This window comes from Streptomyces sp. SID486 (genome assembly GCF_009865385.1).
Lineage (GTDB): Bacteria > Actinomycetota > Actinomycetes > Streptomycetales > Streptomycetaceae > Streptomyces.
This window is the reverse complement of record NZ_WWJT01000049.1, coordinates 1-23,402: the sequence shown is the minus strand read 5'-3', so window position 1 is coordinate 23,402 and position 23,402 is coordinate 1. Positions and strand designations below refer to the sequence as shown.

General features: G+C 72.8%; 18 protein-coding genes and 1 pseudogene. 5 read left to right on the top strand and 14 right to left on the bottom strand.

Annotated elements, in window-relative coordinates:
- Both GT045_RS02460 and GT045_RS02455 read right to left on the bottom strand, forming a co-directional pair.
- On the bottom strand, nucleotides 1-850 hold an 850-nt coding region (locus GT045_RS02460; RefSeq protein ID WP_345942527.1), incomplete at its 3' end, for a M14 family zinc carboxypeptidase.
- A 307-nt stretch (nucleotides 851-1,157) separates the two neighbouring features.
- Entirely contained in the window at nucleotides 1,158-2,183 is a 1,026-nt protein-coding gene (locus GT045_RS02455) for an aspartate-semialdehyde dehydrogenase (protein ID WP_161333145.1), read from the bottom strand.
- A gap of 340 nt (nucleotides 2,184-2,523) precedes the next feature.
- On the opposite strand from GT045_RS02455, the gene GT045_RS02450 reads away from it, so the two are divergent.
- Complete coding sequence (locus tag GT045_RS02450) at nucleotides 2,524-3,099, top strand: sigma-70 family RNA polymerase sigma factor (protein ID WP_161298499.1); 576 nt, start codon at nucleotides 2,524-2,526, stop codon at nucleotides 3,097-3,099.
- 271 nt (nucleotides 3,100-3,370) lie between these two features.
- Nucleotides 3,371-4,384: a hypothetical protein gene (locus GT045_RS02445; RefSeq protein WP_202526886.1), complete on the top strand. Its 1,014-nt coding sequence runs from the start codon at nucleotides 3,371-3,373 to the stop codon at nucleotides 4,382-4,384.
- Nucleotides 4,385-4,659: 275 nt separating this feature from the next.
- Here the strand turns inward: GT045_RS02445 and GT045_RS02440 are convergent, their stop codons facing one another.
- Both GT045_RS02440 and GT045_RS02435 read right to left on the bottom strand, forming a co-directional pair.
- On the bottom strand, nucleotides 4,660-7,986 hold the full coding sequence (locus tag GT045_RS02440; RefSeq protein ID WP_161289032.1) for a S8 family serine peptidase: 3,327 nt from the start codon (nucleotides 7,984-7,986) through the stop codon (nucleotides 4,660-4,662).
- A gap of 153 nt (nucleotides 7,987-8,139) precedes the next feature.
- On the bottom strand, nucleotides 8,140-8,682 hold the full coding sequence (locus GT045_RS02435; protein WP_161333144.1) for a CGNR zinc finger domain-containing protein: 543 nt from the start codon (nucleotides 8,680-8,682) through the stop codon (nucleotides 8,140-8,142).
- Between the two features lie 157 nt (nucleotides 8,683-8,839).
- On the opposite strand from GT045_RS02435, the gene GT045_RS02430 reads away from it, so the two are divergent.
- Together GT045_RS02430 and GT045_RS02425 are read left to right on the top strand one after the other, a co-directional pair.
- Complete coding sequence (locus GT045_RS02430) at nucleotides 8,840-9,331, top strand: NUDIX hydrolase (RefSeq protein ID WP_202515358.1); 492 nt, start codon at nucleotides 8,840-8,842, stop codon at nucleotides 9,329-9,331.
- Between the two features lie 138 nt (nucleotides 9,332-9,469).
- Nucleotides 9,470-10,639, top strand: a complete 1,170-nt coding sequence (locus tag GT045_RS02425; RefSeq protein ID WP_202515357.1) for a serine hydrolase domain-containing protein — start codon at nucleotides 9,470-9,472, stop codon at nucleotides 10,637-10,639.
- Between the two features lie 57 nt (nucleotides 10,640-10,696).
- Here GT045_RS02425 and GT045_RS02420 read toward each other — a convergent pair whose 3' ends face one another.
- The 3 genes from GT045_RS02420 to pepN form a co-directional block, all read right to left on the bottom strand.
- Nucleotides 10,697-11,506 (bottom strand): SGNH/GDSL hydrolase family protein, encoded by an 810-nt coding sequence (locus GT045_RS02420; RefSeq protein WP_202526884.1) that lies wholly within the window; start codon nucleotides 11,504-11,506, stop codon nucleotides 10,697-10,699.
- Between the two features lie 109 nt (nucleotides 11,507-11,615).
- Nucleotides 11,616-12,671, bottom strand: a complete 1,056-nt coding sequence (locus tag GT045_RS02415) for a hypothetical protein (RefSeq protein WP_161289028.1) — start codon at nucleotides 12,669-12,671, stop codon at nucleotides 11,616-11,618.
- Nucleotides 12,672-12,878: 207 nt separating this feature from the next.
- Complete coding sequence (gene pepN, locus GT045_RS02410; protein WP_161333143.1) at nucleotides 12,879-15,461, bottom strand: aminopeptidase N; 2,583 nt, start codon at nucleotides 15,459-15,461, stop codon at nucleotides 12,879-12,881.
- 140 nt (nucleotides 15,462-15,601) lie between these two features.
- Here pepN and GT045_RS02405 point away from each other — a divergent pair, with 140 nt between their 5' ends.
- Nucleotides 15,602-16,264 carry a DsbA family protein gene (locus GT045_RS02405; RefSeq protein ID WP_161333142.1) on the top strand — a complete coding sequence of 221 codons (663 nt, stop codon included), beginning with the start codon at nucleotides 15,602-15,604 and terminating at the stop codon, nucleotides 16,262-16,264.
- 267 nt (nucleotides 16,265-16,531) lie between these two features.
- Here the strand turns inward: GT045_RS02405 and GT045_RS02400 are convergent, their stop codons facing one another.
- The 7 genes and pseudogenes from GT045_RS02400 to GT045_RS02370 form a co-directional block, all read right to left on the bottom strand.
- Entirely contained in the window at nucleotides 16,532-17,920 is a 1,389-nt protein-coding gene (locus GT045_RS02400) for an amino acid permease (RefSeq protein WP_161289024.1), read from the bottom strand.
- 121 nt (nucleotides 17,921-18,041) lie between these two features.
- Nucleotides 18,042-18,932, bottom strand: a complete 891-nt coding sequence (locus tag GT045_RS02395; protein ID WP_161289022.1) for a TauD/TfdA family dioxygenase — start codon at nucleotides 18,930-18,932, stop codon at nucleotides 18,042-18,044.
- 11 nt (nucleotides 18,933-18,943) lie between these two features.
- Nucleotides 18,944-20,278: an LLM class flavin-dependent oxidoreductase gene (locus GT045_RS02390; protein WP_161333141.1), complete on the bottom strand. Its 1,335-nt coding sequence runs from the start codon at nucleotides 20,276-20,278 to the stop codon at nucleotides 18,944-18,946.
- Nucleotides 20,275-21,009: an ABC transporter ATP-binding protein gene (locus GT045_RS02385; protein ID WP_161333140.1), complete on the bottom strand. Its 735-nt coding sequence runs from the start codon at nucleotides 21,007-21,009 to the stop codon at nucleotides 20,275-20,277. Before GT045_RS02385 ends, GT045_RS02390 begins: the two co-directional genes overlap by 4 nt.
- A complete protein-coding gene (locus tag GT045_RS02380) occupies nucleotides 20,985-21,833 on the bottom strand; it encodes an ABC transporter permease (RefSeq protein WP_161333139.1) in 849 nt (282 codons plus the stop codon). The genes GT045_RS02385 and GT045_RS02380 overlap by 25 nt, the downstream gene beginning before the upstream one ends.
- On the bottom strand, nucleotides 21,830-22,873 hold the full coding sequence (locus tag GT045_RS02375; protein WP_161333138.1) for an ABC transporter substrate-binding protein: 1,044 nt from the start codon (nucleotides 22,871-22,873) through the stop codon (nucleotides 21,830-21,832). Before GT045_RS02375 ends, GT045_RS02380 begins: the two co-directional genes overlap by 4 nt.
- A gap of 206 nt (nucleotides 22,874-23,079) precedes the next feature.
- Nucleotides 23,080-23,402 (bottom strand): annotated as a pseudogene (locus GT045_RS02370) (sugar kinase); the annotation flags it as partial.

Below are 23,402 nucleotides of genomic sequence, written 5' to 3'. Positions count from 1 at the left end.
GCGCACCCTCCCGCCGCGGGTCGGGGGCCGGCCGGGGATCGCTCACCGCCGGGGCGGCCCAGGCCGGGGCCTCGACGAGGGCGGTCAGGGTGCCGTGGCGCCGCGGGTACAGCCAGGTGCTCTCGGCGACGAACCCGCTCGGGTCGCGTTCGCTCCCGCGGTCCCCGTCGGCGGGCCGCAGGACGCCGGGCGGGTCCGGCTCCCAGTCGGGACCGTCGCCGGGGCGGTCGTCGAGGGGGATACGCAGGCGCGCGGCGGTGTCCCGGAAGGCGCGCGCGGCACCGGGCACCTCGCCGGTCTGCATGGTGAAGGCCCCGCCGAACTCGATGCCGTGCAGGGTGAACTGCGCCAGGGGCCGCAGTTCGTCGAGCAGCCGCACGAGCGCCGCCGACTCCGGCAGCCGTTCACCGTCACCGCCCGGCGCGGGCAGCGACTCCGGGTGACAGGCGAACTCGGGCCGGTAGAAGGTGCGGTGGCACTCCTCCAGGGACGGGGCCGGCTCCTCGGGCTGCCAGCCGTGGGCCAGGCGGGCACCGTCCGGGTCGAGGCAGAGCAGGATGTGCCAGGTGCAGTCCCGCCGCCTCAGGGCTGCGGGCCGGTGGGCGAGGAGCCGGGCGAGGCGGAGCGCCGAGGCGCCGCCCACGGGTTCGTTGGCGTGCGCGCCCGCGACGGTGAGGAGGTGCCGGGCACCGTGGCCGGCGGACACCAGCCACAGGGGGCGGCCGGCCCGGCTGCTGCCGACCGGGCGCATCCGCAGCTCACCGGGTGCCCGGGCGACCAGCGCGCGGGCCCCCTGGGTCAGCTCCTCGACGCTCGGATAGAGCGCGCCCCGGGGTGACGGTGTCCGCACGCGGGTCTCCGTTCAGGCGCCGCTGGAGTTGCTGTCCCCGGTGGTCTCCTTCTTGTCCAACGGCCGGATGTCGATCTTCACAGGCATGCAACTCTCCCTTGCTGTGGGGGTGTTGTGGTGCCGAGCTGCTCACATGGGACTCCCGGGGGCGGCCCCTGTCAAGAGCGGCCGGTGCGTCGCGAGTGGCGGAGTGCGAAAGGGGCGGAGTGCGAAAGGGGCGGAGTGCGAGAGGGCGGAGTGCGAGAGGGGCGGAGTGCGAAAGGGGCGGTCACGTGTCCGTGACCGCCCCTCATGTGCCGTGCGTGCGTCACTCCGCCTTCGAGGACAGCTCCGCCGCCACCAGCTCCGCGATCTGCACCGCGTTCAGCGCGGCGCCCTTGCGGAGGTTGTCGTTGGAGATGAACAGGGCGAGGCCGTTCTCGGCGGTCTCGTCACGGCGGACCCGGCCGACGTACGACGGGTCCTGGCCGGCGGCCTGGAGCGGGGTCGGGATGTCCGAGAGGGCGACGCCGGGCGCCTTGGCCAGCAGCTCGGTGGCGCGCTCCGGGGAGATCGGGCGGGCGAACCGGGCGTTGACCTGGAGGGAGTGGCCGGAGAAGACCGGGACGCGCACACAGGTGCCGGAGACCTTCAGCCCGGGGATCTCCAGGATCTTGCGGGACTCGTTGCGGAGCTTCTGCTCCTCGTCGGTCTCGTTCAGACCGTCGTCGACGATGCTGCCGGCCAGCGGGAGCACGTTGAAGGCGATGGGGCGCTTGTAGACCTGCGGCTCGGGGAAGGTGACCGCCGCGCCGTCATGGGTGAGCTTGTCGGCCTCGGCCGCCGTCTTCTGCACCTGGCCGTGCAGCTCGGCCACGCCCGCGAGACCCGAGCCCGACACCGCCTGGTAGGTGGCGACGACCAGAGCCTCCAGGCCGGCCTCCTCGTGCAGCGGCCTGAGCACCGGCATCGCGGCCATCGTGGTGCAGTTCGGGTTGGCGATGATGCCCTTGGGGCGGTCGGCGATCGCGTGCGGGTTCACCTCGGAGACCACCAGCGGGACCTCGGGGTCCTTGCGCCAGGCGGAGGAGTTGTCGATCACGACGGCGCCCTGCGAGGCGACCTTCTCGGCCAGCGCCTTGGAGGTCGCGCCGCCGGCGGAGAAGAGCACGATGTCGAGGCCGGTGTAGTCGGCGGTCGTCGCGTCCTCGACCGTCACGCCGTCCAGCACGGTCCCGGCGGAACGGGCCGAGGCGAACAGGCGCAGCTCGGTGACCGGGAAGTTCCGCTCCACGAGGATCCTGCGCATGACCGTGCCCACCTGACCGGTGGCTCCGACGATTCCGACCCTCACAGCGACTCCCTCTATGTGTCTCTTGGTGTCTCTTGCCTGACCGGGGCTTTTCCATCATGCGGCCGACCCCGGTCCAGCTGTCCAATTCTTTGCGGCGCGTGCCCGAGGAGTGGGACACGATCTCCGCGTGGACGGTTCCATATGTCCGCCTGGCGCGCCGCTGAGCTGCAGAAATTCCCTCCGCGGTGGGTCCGCGCCGGAAGCTGTGCTGTCCCGCCCCTGCCCGTTCGGTCCCCGGCCATACGGCGGTGTGACGTACGCCTCTGCGGGCCGGCCCGGGCGGGCCGAACGTTCCGGGCCGCCGCCGCGTCGTAGGGGCGGATGCGTGAGGGGGTGGCTTGTGCTGCGCGGAAAGGTGCGCCGTGACCGGGGGCCGGCCGTCGCCGGTACGGACGGGGGCGGGGGGAGCGTGGGTACCGGCCCGGCCGGTGACGATCCGCTGGACGCGGTGCAGGAACGGCGGGTGCGGGCGGTGCTCGCGCTCGGCGGGGTGCCGCAGTCGGACCTGCCGGACGGGGTGCAGCAGGTACGGCTGCGGCTGCTGGAGCGGGCGGCGAGCGGCCGCGAGGCCCCGCGGGACGTGTCGGCGTGGGCCGCGGTGGTCGCCTCCAACCTGGCCGTGGACTGGCACCGGGCCAGACGGCGCCGGGAGCGGCTGGGGGAGCGGCTGGCCGCGCTGCACGAGCCGGTGCACCCCTCCGGTGAGGAGACCAGCCTGCTCTCCCTCGCCGTCGCCCGGGGCCTGGACGAGCTGCCGCCCGCCCAGCGGCAGGTGATCGTGCTGCGCTTCTTCGCGGACCTGCCGGTGCGGGGCATCGCCGAGGAACTGGGTGTCCCCGAGGGCACGGTGAAGAGCAGGCTGCACACGGCGGTCCGCGCACTGCGCGACCGGCTGCACGAGGACGAGGTGGTGTGACATGACCGCCGGACACGAGAACACGCGCGACACCGCGGACACCGGAGAGCACGGCAGGCGGGGGGAGCACGTGCGAGATGGGGGCTCCAGGGGGCCGGGGGAGCACGGGGATCCCCGGGTGCCGGGGGAGCTGCGGGAGTCCGGGGAGTCGCGGGTGCCGGAGGAGTCGCGGGTGCCGACGGAGCAGCGGGTGCCGGGGGAGTCGCGGGAGTCTGGGGGGCCGCCGGAGTCCCGGGAGCACGGGGGGCCCGGGGAGCCTGGGGAGGCCGGAATGCGGGGACAGCCCGCAGAGCCCGGGGAGCGTGTCGAGCGCGCCGACCCCCTGGAGTCCGGGGAGGAGGAGGGGCAGGCGGGGACGGACGCCCTGATGGTCGTGATCACCGGCGGCCCGCTTCCGCCGGAGGCCCAGCGGGACCCCGTCTTCCTCGCCGAACACCGGGCGGCCGAGGCCGACGTGGCGGTGCTCCGCGACCGGCTGGCGTGGCTGGCCGAGGCGCTGACGGAGGAGCCACGGCCGGAGCCCACCGGCGAGGCGGTGGCCGCGCAGACCGTGGTGGCGGCCGCGGAGACCGCGGAGACTGCGGAGACCGAGGGGGGCGCTGCTGTGCCCGGTGGGTCGGCGGGCGCTGCTGTGCCCGGTGGGTCGGCGGGCGCTGCTGTGCCCGGTGGGTCGGCCGGGGGCGGAGGTGACGTCAGGGCCGGGGGTGCCGGTCGCCGGTCCCGGAGCCGTACGCGCCCCCTCGCAGCCGCGCGGCCGGGGCGGCCGGGCAGGCGGCGTCAGGCCCGGCGGGTCGTGCTCGGCGCGCTCGCCGGTGCCGCGGTCTTCGCCGTGTCCCTGGGCTTCGGCCGGCTGGTGGTGGAGGGCGGCGTGACGGCCGACAACGGCGGGTCCGCCAAGAGCGCGGGCGCCATGGACGGCGATTCCGGAACCGGCGGGCGGCCGGTGGACCCGGAACGCGAACTCGCCTGCTCGCGGCTGGTGGTCGAGGGCACCGTGGCGCGGGTGGAGCGGCGGAAGGACCCCTCCCGCAGCCGGGTCACACTGACCGTGAGCCGTTCCTACAAGCCCGCGCACGGGCCGGCGGAGGTCGGCATCCTGCTCGGCGCGGACGCGCGGCCCGCGCCGCGTACGGGACAGCACGTGCTCGTGGCGGTCGCCCGGGGTGAGCGGGACGCGTACCTGTGGGCCGTGGGCGAGGCCCGGGTGGCCGCCGGGCGCGCCTGGATCACCGAGGCTCTGCCCGCCTCCCGCACCCTGCCATGCCCCTCCGGCGCCACCCCCTGAGCCGGTGGCACGGAGGCCCACCCGGACCCCGGCCCCCTGAGCCGGAGGGGGGGAGGCCCTTTCGGAGCCGGGCCCCCTGAGCCGGAGGGGAGGCCCTTTCGGACCCCGGCTCCTGAGCCGGAGGCCCGCCCCGACCCCGGTCCCCTGAGCCGGAGCCCCTCAGGCCCCGGCTCCCTGAACCGCAAGAGCGGAGGCCCGTCCGGACCCCCGCTCCCTGAACCGCGAGGGCGGAGGCCCTTTCGGACCTCCGCCCCCTGTGCGTGCGGGTCACACCGTCACGGCGTGACCTTCCCGATCTTGACGCTGCCGGTGCCGGCGACCGTGCCGCGGGCGTTCACCAGCTGTACCCGGCCGAAGAACTCACGGCCGGCCGGAGCCTCGGCGGCGGCCGTGACCTGCCCGGTCACCGTCGCCGACGCGCCCGTGCCCAGTTCGACGGGCGCCGAGTCGCCGACCGTGACGGTACCGAGGGCGGCGGAGAAGAACACGTCCCGGTAGTCGTAGTCCGTGGAGCCGGACGGGACGGAGTACCCCACGACCTGGATGGTGTAGGTGCCGGCGGCCGGGGACGGCACTGAGACCGCCTCCTCCGAGTCACCGTCGGCGGACTTGCCGACCTCCTTGCCGGACGCGTCGTACACCGTCAGGTCCAGGTCGGCCGCCGTGTCGGAGACGCCCCCGATGGCGACGTCGAGCGAGGTAGCGCCGGCCGGGACGACCACCGTACCGGTCTGCGTCTCGCCCTCCTTGATGGCCGGGCGGGCCGACTTGGCGGAGCCGAGCGGGCCGCCGACCAGCTTGCCGTCCAGCGCGGCGTACTTGTTGGTCACCTTCCAGGAGGCGGTCACCGGGGTGCCGACCTTCGCCTCGGGGACGGTCACGGTCTCCGGGTCGAAGGCCGCGCCGAGGACGGTGACGTCCAGCTTGAACGGGTTGTCGAGCAGCGGCGAGGTGCGGCGCGCCTCGACCTCGACCTCCCAGACGCCGGGCTGCGGGTCGGCGTACGCGCGCACGTCGGGCTTGCAGCCGTTGCCGTCCAGGTAGTTGTTGTAGCAGTACGGGGTGCCCGTGTTGTCCGACGGGACGCCGTAGGGGTGGATGGCGATGAACCGGGTCTGGCTCTTGTCCTGAAGCCCGCCCATCGCGACCTCCAGCGACTTCGCGCCCTCGGGCACGGACACGAAGTACGACTGCGTGCTGTTGCGCTGCACCGAGCCGGACGCGGAGTAGCTGTAGTGCACCGGGGCCGCGACCACGACCGTGGCGAGCATCTGCTTGTCGATGCCCTCGGTCCTCGGGTCGTCGATCTCCAGGATCGCGCTCTTGATGCCCGCCGACCCCGGGGCGGCCTGCACCTTGACGGTCACCGGCTGGTTCAGCGGCAGCCGGACGACGTCGTCGCCGACGATCCGGAAGGTGTGCCCGGCGTTGTTCTCGAAGTGCAGCTCGTGCCGGACGGCCTTGTCCGGGCCGGAGGTGCGGGTGATGGTGACGTCGTACGTCTTCTTCTGGCCCGCCTGCAGGCCGCCCTCGCGGTCGTAGAGGCCGGTGCCGAAGCCCGGGGTCTTCAGCGCGTAGTCGATCGCGGTGTCGACCGGGGCCTTGACCGTGTAGTCGTGGGCGGTGGCGTCGTCACGGACGGCGTCCCACGCGTCCACGACGTTGATCAGGCCCGCGCCCTCCTCGTACGCCTGCACGTCCTTGATGTGGTCGGCGGTCGAGGTCAGCGCCGTGCGCAGCGTGGCCGGGGTGAGGGCGATGCCCTTCTGCTTCGCCGCGCTCAGCAGCAGCGCGGAGGCACCGGCGGCCTGCGGGGAGGCCATCGAGGTGCCCTGGAGCATCGAGTAGCCGGCCGGCAGCGGGTAGCCCGCCTCGGCGACCGGGGAGCCCGGCAGCCAGGTCTGGGTGGTGTTGATCGCCGCGCCGGGCGCGCTCAGGGTCGGGGTGAAGCCGCCGTCCTCCCGCGGGCCGCGCGAGGAGAAGGGCATCATCGCGTACTTCTTCGCCACGGCCGAGCCGTAGTTCGCGGCCCAGGTCTCCTTGGAGATGGTGGCGCCGACCGAGATCACCTTGTCCGCGAGGCCGGGGTCGCCGATGGTGTTGACGCCGGGACCGGAGTTGCCCGCGGAGATCACCAGCTGGACGCCGTAGGTGTCGATGAGCCGGGTGTACAGCTCGGCGCGGGCGTTGTTGCCGTCGTTCAGCGCCGGCAGGCCGCCGATCGACATGTTCACGATGTCGACACCGCGGTTGGCGACGAGGTCGATCATGCCCTCGGTGAGCGCGACGTTGGTGCAGCCGCCGGTCCAGGTGCAGGCCCGGGAGGAGACGATCTTCGCGCCCGGGGCGGCGCCGTTCATCTTCCCGCCGAACAGGCCGTGGGCGGAGGTGATGCCGGCGACGTGCGTGCCGTGCTCGGACTCGATGACGCCGATGTTGACGAAGTCGGCCTTCTTGCCGACCCAGTCGCCGCCGTACGGGTCGGTGGGGACGTCCTTGCGGATCTGCACGACGAACGGCTGCCGCTCGACGACGTCGGTCTTCGGGTCGTCGGTGCCGAAGTACCCGATCTGGTAGCCGTCCTTGTACGGCTTCATCGGCGTGTCGTCGGTGAAGTCGAAGTCGTTGTCCAGGTCGACGCGGACCGTGCCGGCGGCCGGGTCGTAGAGGATGCCCCAGGCGTCGGTGGTGTCGCCGTCGCGGTTGGCGTCGCCCTTGGCGTCGCCGCCGGCCGTGGCCGACTCGCGGAACAGGCTGACCTGGTAGTCACCCGCGGGTGCCTTCCAGGTCGTGCCGCCGTAGCTGAACGACGGGCCGCTGACCGGGTTGGTCATCCGGCGCCAGGTGCCGTCGCTGTCGAGGATCGGGTCGGTCGAGGTGACCCAGTCGACGATCTTCCGCTCGCCGGTGGTGGTCTTCTGCAGCGCGGGGTGGCCGAGGTCGACGCCGGAGTCGAGGATGCCGATCGTGACGCCGCGGCCGTCCGCCTTCGGGTGCTCCTCGACGAAGTCGACGGCGCCGGTCTCGAAGGAGGGGTTGTACGGGTTCTCCGCCGGGGTGTTCCGGCCAGGTGCCGGGTAGGTCTTCGTCGCCTGCCCGGCCCCGGGGGCGCCGGCCGCGTCCGGCGCCGGGTCGTCGAGCGGGATCTCGCGCCTGAGGTCGATGGCGTGCACCGAGGGGAGTCCCGCCGCGGCTTCGATGGCCGCGTCGGCCTGGCCGGTGGGCACGGTGGCGCGGACGTAGCCGACCTCGTCGTAACTGCGGCCGACCGAGCCGCCCTTGACCGCGTCCAGCTTCCGGGCGACCTGCTCGGTCTGCCCCGGAGCGGTCGCGACCATCATCGTGATGTTCTTGGCGCCGTCGGCCTTGGCCTCGGCGAGCGCGTCGGCGTCGTCCGAACCGAGTTTGTCGTGCGCGGACTTGACGCCGGGATCGGCGGCCGGGGGAGCCTGCCCCGCGTGCGGCTGCGGGGGAGCGCCGGCGGCGAGGGCCAGGGGCACCGGCCCCGCCGCGGAGAGGGCGGCCACCACGCCCACGGCCACGGCTATGCGGGCCAGGCGTCTCGGACCGGATATGGGATCACGCTCGGGCGTGTGGGTCATCGGCATCCCTCAGGTAAAGGAACGAGCGGACGAGAGCGCTCAGCTTTACCGAAGGGTTCGGAATTTGGGGACCGTTGACCGAAACGAGATGAACGTATGGGGAAAACCCGCGATGGGATTCGGGCGCTTCGGGCGCCGGTGACCGGTATCTGCTCAAGCGTCCCTGGAACGCGCGTAATGGCGGGACGCCTTCGCCCGGTTGCCGCACACCGCCATCGAGCACCAGCGGCGGGTGCCGTTGCGGGAGGTGTCGTAGAAGTGCAGGACGCAGCCGCCGCCGGCGCAGGCGCGGATCCGCTCCGGGGCCCGGGCGAGCAGGTTCAGGTAGTCGCGGGCGGCGAGCCAGGCCGGGGCCCAGGACGGGTCGGCGAACTCGGGCTCCTCGGCCGGACCGGCGGCGGTCAGCCGGGCCCGGATGCGCCCGTGCTCCAGTACGGCGTCCACGAGCGGCGCGGCCTGTCCGGGCGAGGAGTCCACCGCGGCCCGCAGTGCCTCGCGTGCCGTCCGCAGATGGGCCAGGGCCTGCGCGTCGGCGGGGTGGATCCCGGCCAGCCGGTTGCTCTCCAGCCAGACGGCGAGCCCGTCGAGGTCCGCGAGCAGGTCCCGGGTCACGCCGTCGGCGGTCCAGCGGGTGTTGAGCAGGTCGAGCGCGAGGGGCTCGCCGGTGAGCGGGCGGGGGTCGCGGGCGGTGGGCATCGGACACTCCTCCTCGGCTAACCGCTCAAGCGTACGTGACCGGTTGACTCCATGAGAACTAACCCCCTAATGTGTAATAAGAAGGTTATCCTGTCTGTGGGCGCAGGTCCCCGCCCGAGCCGTGCCCGCCGGCCCGTCCGGCCGGTAACGTCGGGGAATGCGACAGAAGTTGAGGGTGGCGGCCTACGCCGTGTGTGTCCGTGACGGACAGATCCTGCTGGCCCGCTCGCCGGGGCCCGACGGCACTCCCGAGTGGGTGCTGCCCGGCGGCGGCATGGAGCACGGCGAGGACCCCTACGACACCGTCCGCCGGGAGGTCACCGAGGAGACCGGTTACCGCATCGAGGTGACCGGTCTGCTCGGCGTCGACTCCTCCCGGCGGGTCGTGCCCGGCGGGCGCCCGCCGCGCCGCACCGACCACCAGGGCCTGCGCATCATCTACGAGGGCGAGGTGACCGGCGGCGAACTCCGGTACGAGGTCGGCGGTTCCACCGACCTCGCCGCCTGGCAGGACCTGGCCGCCGTACCCGGGCTCACCCGCGTGCGCCTGGTCGACGTGGCCCTGCGGCTGTGGCGGGAACGCCCCCCGCACGGCCGCCTGGAGGCCCCCGAGAGCCTTTCCCGGCCCCGGCGGTCGAACGAGGAGTGACCGGCACCCGGCGCCCCGCCGGGCGGTGCCCGAGAAGGGCCGGAAGTCGCTCAACCGGCCCGCACCGGGCAACCCCCGCGCCACATCGCCGGGTCCCTCCCCCCGACCGCGTCACCCACCACATCCTGGGGGAAACACATGCACCTGCGCACGACTCTCGTGGGCGGCACCGCCCTGCTCCTCACGGCGGCCCTGGCGGCCCCCGCCGTGGCCGCCTCCGGCGCCCATTCCTCCGGCGCCCATTCCTCCGGCAGCCGCTCCGACGGCGGCCACGCGGCCACCCGCCGGGCGGTCGAGGCGGTGGTCGCGGCCGGCGTCCCCGGCGTGACGGCCACCGTGCGGGACGCCCACGGCACCTGGTCCACGACGGCGGGCGTCGGCGACCTGCGCACGGGCCGGCACCGCTCGGCGGCCGACCGCTACCGGGTCGGCAGCATCACCAAGACCTTCGTGGCCACCGTCCTGCTCCAGCTGGAGGCGGAGGGCCGGCTCTCCCTGGACGACACGGTCGACCGGTGGCTGCCCGGCGTGGTGCGCGGCCACGGCCACGACGGCCGGCACATCACCCTGCGCCGCCTGCTCAACCACACCAGCGGCATCTACGACTACACGTCCGACGACGGTTTCGCCCGCGACCACTTCCTCAAGGAGGGCTTCTTCCGGCACCGGTACGACACCGTCACCCCGGCCGCGCTGGTGGCGATCGCGATGCGGCACGCACCGGAGTTCGCGCCGGGGGCGTCCTGGAGCTACTCCAACACCAACTACGTCGTCGCCGGCATGGTGATCGAGAAGGTGACGGGCCGGACCTACGCCGACGAGATCACCCGCCGCGTCATCCGCCCCCTGCACCTGACGGCCACGTCCCTCCCCGGTACCCGGGTGGGCGTCCCGCGGCCCGGGAGCCGGGCCTACTCCAAACTCGCCGAGGCCGCGACGGGCCCGACGTACGACGTGACGGCGCTCAACCCCTCCATCGCCTCCTCGGCCGGTGAGATGATCTCGGACTCCGCCGACCTGGACCGCTTCTACAGCGCGCTGCTGCGCGGAAAGCTCCTGCCGGCGCATCAGCTCAAGGAGATGAAGACGACGGTGAAGATCGCCGGGGTGCCGAACGTCCGCTACGGTCTCGGCCTGATGGACACCAGGCTGACCTGCGGTGTGCACGTCTGGGGTCATGACGGCGGCATCCACGGCTCCACCTCCTCGGCCGTGACGACGGCGGACGGCCGCCATTCCCTCGCCCTGAACCTCAACGCGGACTGGACGGGCGAACCGGCGCCCGTGACCGAGAAGGAATTCTGCTAGCCGGCGCTGCGACCGCGCCGCCCCGGGCGCCCGGGGCGGCGTGCGGGGTGGCGCGGCTCAGGACGCCCGGGTGAGAGCCGGCAGATAGCCGAGCGACTGCCCCGGTGCCGTCGGGTGGTACGACTCGGTGACGGCCAGCACGTCGACGCCGTGCAGCCACGGGCTGGCCGAGCAGATCTCGTGGCCCGCGAAGGTGGCGGTCACGTCGGCGAAGGTGAACCCGTGCAGGGCGGCCCGCTGGGCGATCACCGCGTTGAGGTGGTCCACGGCGTCGTTGAGGACGGTGCGTTCACCGTCCTGGAGGCCCAGCGCGCAGCTGCCCCTGAGGTGGTAGAGGTGCGGATAGCCCAGCACCACGACCCGGGCGGCGGGCGCCCGGCTGCGGATGGCCGTGTAGAGGAGGTCGAGGTCGCCCGCGAGCGGGCCGTCCATGACGGCGCGGGAGCGGGAGACGGCGGACATGCAGCGTTCGGCGCCGCCCAGCGCGCAGGTGGCGAGGACACCGACGAAGCCCGTGTCGCTGCCGCCGACGGTCAGGGTGACCAGGCCGGTGCGGGCGCTGAGGTGGCCGAGCTGCTCGGTGAGCACGTCCCTGGCGTCGGCGCCGTTGCACGCGGCGAAGCTGAAGGTCGCCGGCGCGTGGGCCTCGGCCCACAGCACCGGGTAGGCCCGGCTGCTGCGCTTGCACTCCTTGCCTGAGTCCAGGTAGTCGCCTGCTCCGACACCGGAGGAGTAGGAGTCGCCGAGGGCCACATAACCGCCGGCCACGCTCGGGGACGCCACCTGTGCCGTCGCGGGGTCGGCCAGCGCGCAGACGGCCGCGAGGAGGAGGGAGCACGCGCCGGCCGTTATTCGGGACTTTCTCATGTCTCTCCTGTACCGCGGCCCGCCCGGCGCCGCCCGCCCCGGTCGTCCGTTCCGGTGAACCCTCACCCGGGCGGCGCAGCAGAAGTGGCCCGGCGGCGCATGTGCGGTACTACCGGGGCAGGACCACGACGTAGGCGGCCGGGTCGCGGTCGCCGGACGCCATCAGAGCCGTCCGCACCACCGCCGCCTGCTGCTCCGGACAGTCCCGCAGCTTCCTCGGCGTGACGTGCACCACCGTGATGCCGAGGCGTTCCAGGTGCTCGCGCTTGAGGGCGTACTCCGACCAGAGCGCGTCGTCGCCCCGCTCCTCGCCCCGGCCCTGGCGCGGCGCGCGCGTGTCGAGTTCGACGGCGACGGCCTGGTCGGGCCAGTAGGCGTCCAGACCGCCCAGGTGCGGGCCGCCGGGCAGCCGCAGGTCGACGTTCCAGACCGGGTCGGGCAGGCCGTACTCGCGCACCATCCGGTACAGGCGGTCCTCGGCGATCGAGCGGCCCTCGGCGAGCAGCGCGTCCACCGCGTCCACCACGTGCGGACGGCTGAGCAGCTTCGCCTGGGTCAGCTCCCGCACCACGGCCGCCGGTTCGCAGTGGCCGCCGCGCACCGCCTCGGTCAGCAGCCGGCGCACCGCCTCCGCGTCGGTCAGCTCCGCCACCGTGTCCGCCAGGGCCCGGGGCACCGGCGCCACCGGCAGGCCCGCCACCGCGAGCGGGGTGGGCAGGGCGGTGGTGCGCACGAGCCGTACGTAGCCCGTGGAGCGCAGCCGGCGCGAGCGCGGGACCAGGACGTGCACCTGGTCCGGCGAGGCCGGCGGCGGGGTGGACGAGAAGCCGTGCAGGGCCAGCGCCGCCGGCCCGGTGAGCACCGCCTCCGCGTACACCGGCCGGTGCGGGTGCTCGGCCGTCGGCTGGAGCGGGACGCCCGGTTCCGCCGCGCGGGCCGCGTACAGCAGGGCGCCGTGCAGCCGTTCCTCGCCGGTGGGCGGTCCGGGGTGCAGCAGGATCACGTTCGGCAGCAGCTCACGCCAGGGGCCGTCGGGACGGCACCGCTCGCCCAGTTCGGCCGCGGGCACGCCGTGGGCGCGCAGCTGGGCCGCCGTCAGGACGCGGCGGTGGACGTCGGAGAGGTGGCGGAGGGGGCGCGGGGAGAGCGGGGGGTTGTGCGTCATGGCGACGGGATTCCCGCACCCGGTGCCGCTCTTAACCGCTGTTACACGGCCGTCGAGAAATGCGGACAAGACGGGACTAAAGGTCAGGTGTTCGGGTGCCGAGTAGGCATCGAAAACCCCTGGTCCGATCGGGTGCGGACCAGGGGTTACGGGCGTGTCCGCCCGGATTTCGTAACGGTCACCGACCGGGCGAGCTCAGGCCAAAGCTCACCGGTCGGAGGCCGCCGCGTCGCACGCCTGTGCGCGCAGCGCCCGCGCCAGGTCGTCCCGCGACTCCAGTACCAGCCGGCGCAGCGCCGGGGCCGCGTCCTCGTGCGCCGCCAGCCACGCGTCGGTCGCGTCCAGCGTCTCCGGGCGGTCCTGGTACGCCGGGAACAGGCCGCGCACCACGTCCATGCCGATCTGGATCGACCGCTCGCGCCACACCCGCTCGATCGCGGCGAAGTACAGCTGCGCGTACGGCGCGGTCAGCTCCCGCTGCGACGGCCGGGCGAAGCCCGCGATCGTCGCCTCCACCAGCGCGTTGGACAGCGTGTCCGCCTCCACCACCTGCGCCCACGCCTGCGCCTTGACCGCCGCCGACGGGCGCGCGGCCAGGCAGCGCACCTGGTGCCGCTTGCCGGACGCCGTGTCGTCCCGGGCCAGCTCCGCCGCCAGCACCGACTCGTCCGCCGCGCCGTGCGCCGCCAGCGGCTCCAGGAACGCCCACCGCAGCTCCTGGTCCACCGCCAGGCCCTCGATCCCGGCCGTGCCGTCCAGCAGCTCCCTCAGCAGCGTCAGCTCCGGCTCCGCGGCGGCCACCGCCGCGAAGAACCGCGCCCAGGCCAGCTGGTGCTCACTGCCCGGCCCGGCCGCCCGCAGCTCCCGCAGGGCACCCTCGGCCAGCAGCCGTGCGCCGGTCTCCCGCCAGCCGGGCGCCGCGTAGTGCGTCAGCGCCGTGTCCGCCCAGGCGTGCAGCATCTGGAGCACGCCGATGTCCGACTCGCGGCCGGCGAACCGCAGCACGAGGCCGATGAAGTCCCGCGCCGGCAGCAGCCCGTCCCGGGTCAGGTTCCACAGCGCCGACCAGCACAGCGCACGGGCCAGCGGGTCGGCCAGCTCCCCGAGGTGCCCGCGCAGCGTGTCCAGCGAGGTCTCGTCGAAGCGGATCTTGCAGAAGGTGAGGTCGTCGTCGTTGACCAGCACCAGCTCCGGCGCCTCGGCCCCCGCCAGCTCCGCCACGACCGTACGCGGCTCGTGCACGTCCGTCTCCACGCGCGCGTACCGCTCCAGCGTGCCCGCCGGGGTCCTGCGGTACAGGCCCACCGCGATCCGGTGCGGGCGCAGCGTCGGGTGCGCCTCCGGGGCCTCCTGGACCACCGCGAGCTCGGCGATCCGGCCGCCCGTGGTGTCCAGCAGCACCTGCGGGGTCAGCGTGTTCACCCCCGCCGTCTGGAGCCAGGACCGCGACCACTGCGTCATGTCCCGGCCGCTCGTCTCGGCGAGCACCGACAGCAGGTCCCCCAGGCGCGTGTTGCCGTAGGCGTTGCGCTTGAAGTAACGCCGGGCGCCCTCCAGGAACGCGTCCTGGCCGACGTACGCCACCAGCTGCTTCAGCACCGAGGCGCCCTTGGCGTAGGTGATGCCGTCGAAGTTCAGCTTGGCGTCCTGCAGGTCGCGGATGTCCGCCGTGATCGGGTGGGTCGAGGGCAGCTGGTCGGCACGGTAGGCCCAGGCCTTGCGGCGGTTGGCGAAGGTGATCCAGGCGTCCTTGAAGCGGGTGGCGCCCACGTTCGCGAACGTGCCCATGAAGTCCGCGAAGGACTCCTTCAGCCACAGGTCGTCCCACCACACCATGGTGACCAGGTCGCCGAACCACATGTGCGCCATCTCGTGCAGGATGACGTTGGCCCGCGCCTCGTACGACGCCTGCGTCACCTTGCCCCGGAAGATGTACTCCTCCCGGAAGGTCACCAGCCCCGGGTTCTCCATCGCGCCCAGGTTGTACTCCGGCACGAACGCCTGGTCGTACTTCCCGAACGGGTACGGGTAGTCGAAGTGGTCGTGGAAGAAGTCCAGGCCCTGCTTGGTGACCAGGAAGACGTCGTCGGCGTCGAAGTGCGGGGCGAGGCCCTTGCGGCACATCGCGCCCAGCGGGATCTCCAGCTTCGTGCCGTCCTCGAAGTCGCGCGTGTAGGAGTCGGTCACGTAGTGGTACGGGCCCGCCACCACGCACGTGATGTACGTCGAGATCGGCTTGGTCTCCTCGAACCGCCACACACCGTCGGTGAGTTCACCGGCGCCGTTGCTCCACACCGTCCAGCCCTCGGGGGCCCGCACCTCGAAGCGGTAGGGCGCCTTCAGGTCCGGCTGCTCGAAGTTCGCGAAGACGCGGCGGGCGTCGGCCGGCTCGTACTGCGTGTACAGGTAGACCTCGCCGTCCTCCGGGTCGACGAAGCGGTGCATGCCCTCGCCGGTGCGCGAGTAGGCGCAACTCGCGTCCACCACCAGCTCGTTCTCCGCGGCCAGGTCCTCCAGCGCGATCCGCGCGCCGTCGAAGACCTCGCCCGGGTCCAGGTCCCGGCCGTTGAGCGAGACGGCGGTGACGTTCGGCGCGATCAGATCGGCGAAGCTGGACGTGCCCGGCTCGGCGCAGCGGAAGCGGACGGTGGTCACCGACCGGAACGTGCGCGGCTCGCCGTTCCCGTCGCCGACGGCGGACCGGAGGTCCAGGAACACGTCGTACCCGTCTACGGACAGCAGGGCGGCCCGCTCCCGGGCCTCGTCGCGGGACAGATTCTCACCGGGCACGGACGGCACTCCCTCGTGATCGCGTGGATGGCGGCTGAACAGGACCGATCCTGCCATGTGCTCCTGACGGCGGACAGCAGGGAATGCGACCGGCGGCCGGCTCGTTGAGGCGACAAAAGAACGTTTCGCAGAGGAGCGGCATGTCCGAGAGCACCACCTCGTCCGGCAAGACCCCCGTCGACTTCTGGTTCGACCCGGTGTGCCCCTGGGCCTGGATGACCTCCCGCTGGGTCCTGGAAGTGGAGAAGGTCCGCGACATCGAGGTCCGCTGGCACGTGATGAGCCTGGCCGTCCTCAATGAGGACAGGCTGGACGAACTGCCGGCGGACTACGCCGAGAACATGGGGCCCGGCGGCACCACCTGGTGGCCGGTCCGGGTGGTGACCGCCGCCTGGCAGCTGTACGGGGACGAGGTCGTCGGCCGGCTCTACACCGCGTTCGGCACCCGCTTCCACAACGAGGGCCTCGGGGTGAACCGCGACAGCATCGCGGCCGCCCTGGCCGACGCCGGACTGCCCGCAGACCTGATCGAGTTCATCGACAAGGACACCTACGACACGGAGCTGCGCGCCTCCCACAAGGAGGGCATCGACAAGGTCGGCCAGGACGTCGGCACCCCGGTCATCGCGGTCCCTGGCCCCGACGGCGAGCAGATCGCCTTCTTCGGCCCGGTCGTCACCCCCGCCCCCCAGGGCGAGGAGGCGGCCCGCCTGTGGGACGGCACGATCGCCGTGGCCTCGGTGCCCGGCTTCTACGAGCTGAAGCGGTCCCGCACCAAGGGCCCGGACTTCGGCAACCTGTAGCAGCCCGGCCCGGACACGGGTCCCCGGTCCGAACCGGCGGCAGCCGGCCGGTGGACCCCGGGAGTGGGGAAGACCCCCGCGAGTCACGTCCTCGCGGGGGTCTTCTTTCATCCGCCTGCCGACGTGAAGGGTGAGAAGACGATCACGAGGCAGGAGCTTATTGCGCATGAGTTGCAACTACATGCTAGCAGCGACAGTGCGCGGGCGACAGGACGGACAGCGCGAAGGCCCCCACGCGTCGTACGTGGGGGCCTTCGGCGCGGGAGGTCAGCGCCTGGCGCGCAGCCGCTGCCAGGCGTAGCCGACCGCCGCCAGGCACAGCGTCATGCCGCCCGTCGAGTACAGCTGGAGGCGGGTGTCCGGCTCACGGGCCATGAGGACGAAGATCGTCACCATGCCGGCCAGGGCGACCCAGGTCAGCCAGGGGAACCCCCACATGCGGACCACCAGCTTCTCGGGGGCCTCGCGCTCGATCCGGCGGCGCAGCAGCAGCTGGGAGACCGCGATGAAGATCCAGACGACCAGGATGACCGCACCGATCATGTTCAGCAGCCAGGCGAAGACGTCGTCCGGACGCCAGTAGCTGAGCAGGACGCACAGGAAGCCGACGACGCAGGAGGTGACCACCGCGACCCGGGGGACACCGCCGGACACCTTCGCCAGCGCAGCCGGCCCCTGGCCGCGCTCCACCAGCGAGTAGGCGATGCGCGAGGAGCCGTAGATGTTGGCGTTCATCGCCGACAGCAGGGCCACCAGGATGATCACCTGCATCAGCTGCCCGGCGCCAGGGATGCCGATGCGGTCGAGCGTGGCGACGTACGGACCCTTGTCCGGGTCGACGATGTCGTTCGAGTCCCAGGGGACCAGGGTCACGACGACCGCCATGGAGCCGATGTAGAACAGGGCGATGCGCCACATCGCCGTACGGACGGCGCTCGCCACACCCCGCACCGGGTCCTCCGACTCGGCCGCCGCGATCGTGACCGTCTCCAGGCCGCCGTACGCGAAGACGGACGCGAGCAGGCCGATGACCAGGCCCTCGCTGCCGTGCGGGAGGAAGTCGGAGAGGTGGGAGGTGCCGGGCGCCTCCGTGCCCGGGAGCACACCGGTGATCGCCAGCAGGCCCAGGATCAGGAAGAGGCTGATCGCGCCGACCTTCAGGGCCGCGAACCAGAACTCGAACTCGCCGAAGTTCTTCACGGCGGCCAGGTTCGCCCCGAGGAACACCACCATGAACAGGGCCACCCACATCCACTGCGGGGTGCCCGGCACCCAGCCCTGGACGATCTTCGCGGCGCCGATGCCCTCCAGGCCGACCGCCGTGCAGAGCAGGACCCAGAAGGACCAGCCCGCGGCGAAGCCCGCCCAGGGGCCCATCGCCCGCTCGGCGTGCGCCGAGAACGAGCCCGACGACGGGTACGCGGCCGACATCTCGCCGAGCATCCGCATCACCAGCATCACGAGGACGCCGGAGACCGCGTAGGCGATCACGATGGACGGCCCCGCGGCGGCGATGCCCGCGCCGGACCCCACGAACAGGCCGGCGCCGATGACACCGCCGAGGGCGATCATCGACAGATGGCGCTGCTTGAGGCCGTGCGAGAGGGAGACGTGCCGCTCCTGCGGCGGTGTCTCCGTGGTGGTGCTGCTGGGCATGGGCGCGGCTCTCCCAGTGCGATAGGCGGGCAAAAACTCCGCCAGTCTGGGCGGCCCGTCCGCTCACGCGAAGGGGCCGCCCACTATACGGACACCCGTCGTACGCAGGGTGAATCCCCGGCTACGCGGCCAGGGGGGTGTAGTGCGAGGCGTCACCCTCGATGGAGTGGCTCTCCTTGCCCTCGATGCCGACCGGGATGTCACCGGCGACGGTCACCCGGTGCAGCCGGCGCGGCAGGCCGTCGTAGTTGTCGACGGCGTAGTGCTGGGTGATGCGGTTGTCGAAGAGCACCAGCTGGTGTTCCGACCAGCGGTGGCGCAGCACGTTCTCCGGGCGGGTGACGTACGCCTGGAGCAGGTCGAGGATCTTGCGGGACTCGCCGACCGACAGCCCCACGATCCGCTGCGCGAACCCGCCGACGAACAGCCCGCGCTCACCGGTCAGCGGGTGCACGCGGACCACGGGGTGGGCGGTGCGGTACCTGATCGAGGTGAACCGGGCCCGCTGGGCGGCCTTCTCCTCGTCGATCTCCTCGTCCGGCACCGCGTAGTCGTAGTCGTTGGTGTGCTCGGCCCACAGGGTGTCGGCCAGCCGGCGCAGCGGCTCGGGCAGGTCGCGGTAGGCGGCCGCCGCGTTGGCGATCAGCGTCTCACCGCCGTACGGCGGGACGGTCAGCGAGCGCAGGGTGCTGGCCTGCGGCGGGTTCAGGACGAAGGTGACGTCGGTGTGCCAGTGGTTGGCGCGGCCCCGCTCGCTGTCCACCGGCAGCACGTTCGGGGCGCCGTCGACCGCGCCGACGGTCGGGTGGGCGGTGGTCAGGTCGCCGAGGTGGCGGGCGAACGCCTGCTGGCCGGCGTCGTCCAGGCGGACGTCGTCGAAGACCAGCGCCTTGTGGACGTTCAGCGCCTCGCGGATCGCGCCGACCTGTTCCGGGGCGAGCGGTCCGGAGATGTCGACGCCGGAGACCCGCGCGCCGATGCGAGCCGTGACCTTGGTGATCTCGATGGACATGGGGGTTCCTCTCAGGCGAACGCGGGGGTCAGGTACTGGTTGGCGGGGCGGGGCAGGCCGTAGCGCTCCCGGAGCGTCAGGCGCGGCCCGTACTCGGTGCGCAGCAGGCCGCGGGCGCGCAGGCGCGGTACGACGTGTTCGACGAAGGCGTCCAGGCCGGAGGGCAGCACGGGCGGCATGATGTTGAAGCCGTCGGCGGCTCCCTGCCTGAACCAGGTCTCGATCCGGTCGGCGATCTGCTCGGGCGTCCCGGCGACGGTGAGGTGCCCGCGCCCGCCGCCGAGCCGGCCGATCAGCTGCCGCACGGTGAGCCGCTCGGACCGGGCCAGCTCCACGACGAGCGTGTAGCGGCTCTTGGCACCCTCGACGGCGGACTCCGGCGGCAGATCGGCGGGCAGCTGGGCGTCCAGCTCCAGGGTCCCCGGCGGCAGTTGCAGCAGGCTCTCCAGCCGCGCCACGCCGTGGCCGGGCACGATGTGGTCCTCCAGCAGCCGCTCCGCGGCCCGCGCCTCCGCCTCGGTCGCCCCGAGCACCGGCACGATCCCGGGCAGCACCTTCAGGTGCTCGGGGTCGCGGCCCGCCGCCCGGGTGCGGGCCTTGAGGTCGGCATAGAAGTCCTGTGCGCCGGCCAGGGTCTGCTGGGCGGTGAACACCGCCTCCGCGTACCGGGCGGCGAACGCCTTGCCGTCCTGCGAGGAGCCCGCCTGGACCAGCAGCGGATAGCCCTGCGGGGTGCGGGGCACGTTGAGCGCGCCCGCCACGCCGAAGAAGCGGCCCCGGTGCCGGGGCGGGTGGATCTTGCTGTCGTCGCCCCAGACACCGGCCGCCTTGTCGGCGACGACCGCGTCGTCCTCCCAGCTGTCCCACAGCTTGAGGGACACGTCCAGGAACTCGGCGGCGCGCGCGTACCGCTCCGCGTGCGCGGGCTCGGCGTCCAGGCCGAAGTTGCGGGCCGCCTCGGCACCGGCGGTGGTGACGATGTTCCAGCCGGCCCGGCCGCCGCTGACGATGTCCAGCGAGGCGAATCTGCGGGCCAGGTTGTAGGGGGAGTTGTAGGAGGTGGAGGCGGTGGCGATCAGACCGATGTGCTCGGTGGCCGTGGCCAGCGCGGTCAGCAGCGTGAGCGGTTCCAGGGCGCCGGCCGGCCGCTGGGCGAGGTTGTTCCACAGCTGGGGGCCGTCGGCGAGGAAGAGCGAGTCGAAGGTGCCGCGCTCGGCGGTCCGGGCGAGCCCGACGTAGTGGGAGAGGTCGGTGTGGGCGTACGGATCGCTCTCCGGCAGCCGCCAGGAAGCCTCGTGGTGACCGGTGTTCATCAAGAAGGCGTTGAGGTGGAGCTGCCGTGTCATGCGTGGTCCTCCGTGACACCGAGCGCGGCCAGCAGCCGCTCCCGGTACTCGCCCAGCACCGCGTCCCGGTAGGACCGCGGGTGGGGGTGGTCGATGGTCAGGTCCAGGCCGATCCGGCCCCGGTCCAGGACGAGGACCCGGTCGGCGAGCACGATCGCCTCGTCCACGTCGTGGGTGACGAGCAGCACGGACGGCCGGTGGCGTTTCCACAGGTCGCGCAGCAGATGGTGCATCCGGATCCGGGTGAGCGCGTCCAGTGCCCCGAACGGCTCGTCCGCCAGCAGCAGTTCGGGCTCGCGCACCAGGGAGCGGGCGAGCGCGGCCCGCTGCGCCTCGCCGCCGGACAACTCGCCGGGCCAGGCCCGCTCGCGCCCCGCCAGCCCCACCTCCGCCAGCGCGGCCCGGCTGCGCGCCTCGGCGTCCTTGCCGTCCAGGCCGAGCCGGACGTTGTCCAGCACCCGGCGCCAGGGCAGCAGCCGGGAGTCCTGGAAGACGACCGACACCCGCTCGGGCGCGGTGAGCCGCCCGCCGCCTGCCACCCCGTGGTCCAGGCCCGCGACCGCCCGCAGCAGGGTGGACTTGCCCGAACCGCTGTGGCCGAGCAGGGCCGTGAACTGTCCGGCGGGCACGTCCAGATCGATGCCGTCGAGGACCGTACGGCCGTCGAAGGACCGGGTCAGGCCGCGCAGCCGGACGGCGGGCCGGGTCAGTTGCTCAGTGTGCGGCGCCACGACAGCACCCTCCGTTCGATCAGACGGACCACGCTGTCGGAGACCAGGCCGAAGACGCCGTAGATCAGCAGGCCGACCAGGATGACGTCGCTCTGGCCGTAGTTCTGCGCCTGGAACATCAGGTAGCCGAGGCCGCTGGTGGCGTTGATCTGCTCCAGCACCACCAGGCCGAGCCAGGACCCGGTCACGCCGAGCCGCAGGCCCACGAAGAATCCGGGCAGCGCCCCGGGGATCACGACCTGGCGGACGAAGGCGAACCTCGACAGGTCCTGCACCTCGGCGAGTTCGACGAACCGGCTGTCGATGCCGGACAGCGCGGCGTGCGTGTTCAGGTAGACGGGGATGTACACGACGATCGCGATGATGGCGATCTTGAAGGTCTCGCCGATGCCCAGCCAGAGGATGAACAGCGGGATCAGGCCGAGGGTGGGGATCGCCCGGTTGAGCTGCACGGTCCCGTCGATCAGCGCTTCCCCGGCCCGGCTCAGGCCGGAGGCGAGCGCGAGGAGCACCCCGGCGGTCAGGCCGATCGCGAAGCCGTAGCCGGCCCGTTCCAGCGAGGTCAGGACGTCGGTGGGCAGGGTGCCGTCGGTCCACAGCCGGCCGGCGGTCCTCAGCACCGTCCAGGGCGCCGGTACGGCGCCGGTGTCGAGGGTCCCGGCGGCCGAGGCGCCGGCCCACAGGGCGAGCAGCACCAGGGGGCCGAGGAGCCGGGCGGCGGGCAGCCGGCGGCCGGGGGAGAGCCGGCGGCGCCTGCGGACCTGGGGGAGTTCCCCGGTGCCTGCGGCCGGCGGGGCGGCGGTCGTCGTCGTCACGGCGCTCACTTCCGGTACTCCGCCGGTACGGCCCGGGCGGCGATGGACTCGAAGCGGCGGTCGAAGAGCGAGGAGACGTCGAACTTCTTCACGAACCCGCCCTCGGCGAGCAGGTCGGCGGTCTCCTGCTCCCACCTGACCGCCTCGTCCCAGCGGGGCGGGAACAGCGGTTTGTTGGCGAGTTCGGTGATGGACCTGGCCTGGGCGAGGGTCAGGTTCTGCGTCTTCACGTAGAACTCCTCGTCCCACACGTCCGGGTGCTCGTAGCTCCACACCTGTCCCTTGGCCCACTGGGGGATGTACGCGGCGACGGCGGCGGCCTTCGCCGGGTCGTTCAGTACGGACTGCGGCGCCCACAGCAGGTTGAGCAGGTCGACGACGTCGGTGGTGATCCTGCGCGCGCCCTTGGGCCCGTACTGCTTCAGATAGGCGGGCGCCTGGCTGACCGCGAGCGGGGCGACGTCCACCTGCCCCGACTGCAGGGCGGTGAAGAACTGGTTGCTGGTCAGCGGCACCAGCGTCACCTCGTCGTACTCCAGGCCCGCCTGCTTCAGCGCCCGCAGCAGGACGACGCCCTGGGCCTGGCCCTGCGAGAAGGCGAGCTTTCGGCCCTTGAAGTCCCGGACCGTGCGGATGTCGCTGCCGGGCTTGGTGGCGAACAGGTAGGTGGGCTTGCGGGTGATGCCGATCGCCACGATCTTCGCGTCGTAGCCCTGGTAGTGGGCCTGGATCGGCGGGATGCCCGCGTTGTTGGCGAGGTCGAGGGACCGGGCGCGGAAGGCGTTGATGACGTCCGGGCCGGCGCCGATGTTCGCCCACTCGGAGACGGTGAACGGCAGTTCGGGCAGCTTCGCCAGCCGGAACTGCAGCTGCTGCTGACCCAGGTAGGAGGTGATCTTCAGGCTGGTGCCCGCCGGGACCGTGTCGGCGAGCGGCCGGGTCGCGGCGCCCTCGGTCGCGGCGGACGCGTCGCCCTTGGCGCAGCCGCTCAGGCCCAGGGCAGCCGCGGACGCGCCCAGCGCGGAGGTGAGAAAGGTACGACGGTGCATGGGAGGACTCCCAGGGGAGAAATGCGGGAAACGCAGCAGGAATTCCGGGAAAGAAGGCCGGAAGAAGAAAGACTCACGCAACGGGAAACACGCGCTTCATGCGCGGCAACATGTCAGCAACAGAGAGTGCGACAACTCGTGAGCGAGGTCATGACCAGGATGTTCCCGGCCTTGCCCGGCCCCTGTCAACATTCCGAGTTTCTGAATTAAATGGCATCTGCCGACACGCCCAGCGGATCCCGGAACAGTGCCTCCAGGACCACCGATCCGCCGGCGACCGCGAGCACGGAATCCGGGAAGCTCGTCGGCAGCACGGCCGCCGCCCGGCTTTTCCCGGCCGCCTCCCGCAGTGCGCCCAGGCAGTCGTCGAAATGCAGGACACCGACCTCGGTCACCACGACCGTCTCCGGGTTGAGCACGTCCAGCAGCAGCCCGGCGGCCCGCCCGGTCGCCCGCGCCCGGTCCAGCAGCAGCCCCCGGGCCACGGTGTCCCCGGCCGCCGCCGCGGCCACCACGTGCATCGGGTCGG

Excerpts from the sequence above, each read along its gene's own strand:
- GT045_RS02390 (WP_161333141.1), bottom strand. The coding sequence starts at position 20,278 with ATGACACGGCAGCTCCACCTCAACGCCTTCTTGATGAACACCGGTCAC.
- GT045_RS02400 (WP_161289024.1), bottom strand. The coding sequence starts at position 17,920 with ATGCCCAGCAGCACCACCACGGAGACACCGCCGCAGGAGCGGCACGTC.
- GT045_RS02375 (WP_161333138.1), bottom strand. The coding sequence starts at position 22,873 with ATGCACCGTCGTACCTTTCTCACCTCCGCGCTGGGCGCGTCCGCGGCT.
- GT045_RS02425 (WP_202515357.1), top strand. The coding sequence starts at position 9,470 with ATGCACCTGCGCACGACTCTCGTGGGCGGCACCGCCCTGCTCCTCACG.
- GT045_RS02445 (WP_202526886.1), top strand. The coding sequence starts at position 3,371 with ATGCGGGGACAGCCCGCAGAGCCCGGGGAGCGTGTCGAGCGCGCCGAC.
- GT045_RS02435 (WP_161333144.1), bottom strand. The coding sequence starts at position 8,682 with ATGCCCACCGCCCGCGACCCCCGCCCGCTCACCGGCGAGCCCCTCGCG.
- GT045_RS02395 (WP_161289022.1), bottom strand. The coding sequence starts at position 18,932 with ATGTCCATCGAGATCACCAAGGTCACGGCTCGCATCGGCGCGCGGGTC.
- GT045_RS02440 (WP_161289032.1), bottom strand. The coding sequence starts at position 7,986 with ATGACCCACACGCCCGAGCGTGATCCCATATCCGGTCCGAGACGCCTG.
- GT045_RS02405 (WP_161333142.1), top strand. The coding sequence starts at position 15,602 with ATGTCCGAGAGCACCACCTCGTCCGGCAAGACCCCCGTCGACTTCTGG.
- GT045_RS02415 (WP_161289028.1), bottom strand. The coding sequence starts at position 12,671 with ATGACGCACAACCCCCCGCTCTCCCCGCGCCCCCTCCGCCACCTCTCC.
- GT045_RS02430 (WP_202515358.1), top strand. The coding sequence starts at position 8,840 with ATGCGACAGAAGTTGAGGGTGGCGGCCTACGCCGTGTGTGTCCGTGAC.
- GT045_RS02420 (WP_202526884.1), bottom strand. The coding sequence starts at position 11,506 with ATGAGAAAGTCCCGAATAACGGCCGGCGCGTGCTCCCTCCTCCTCGCG.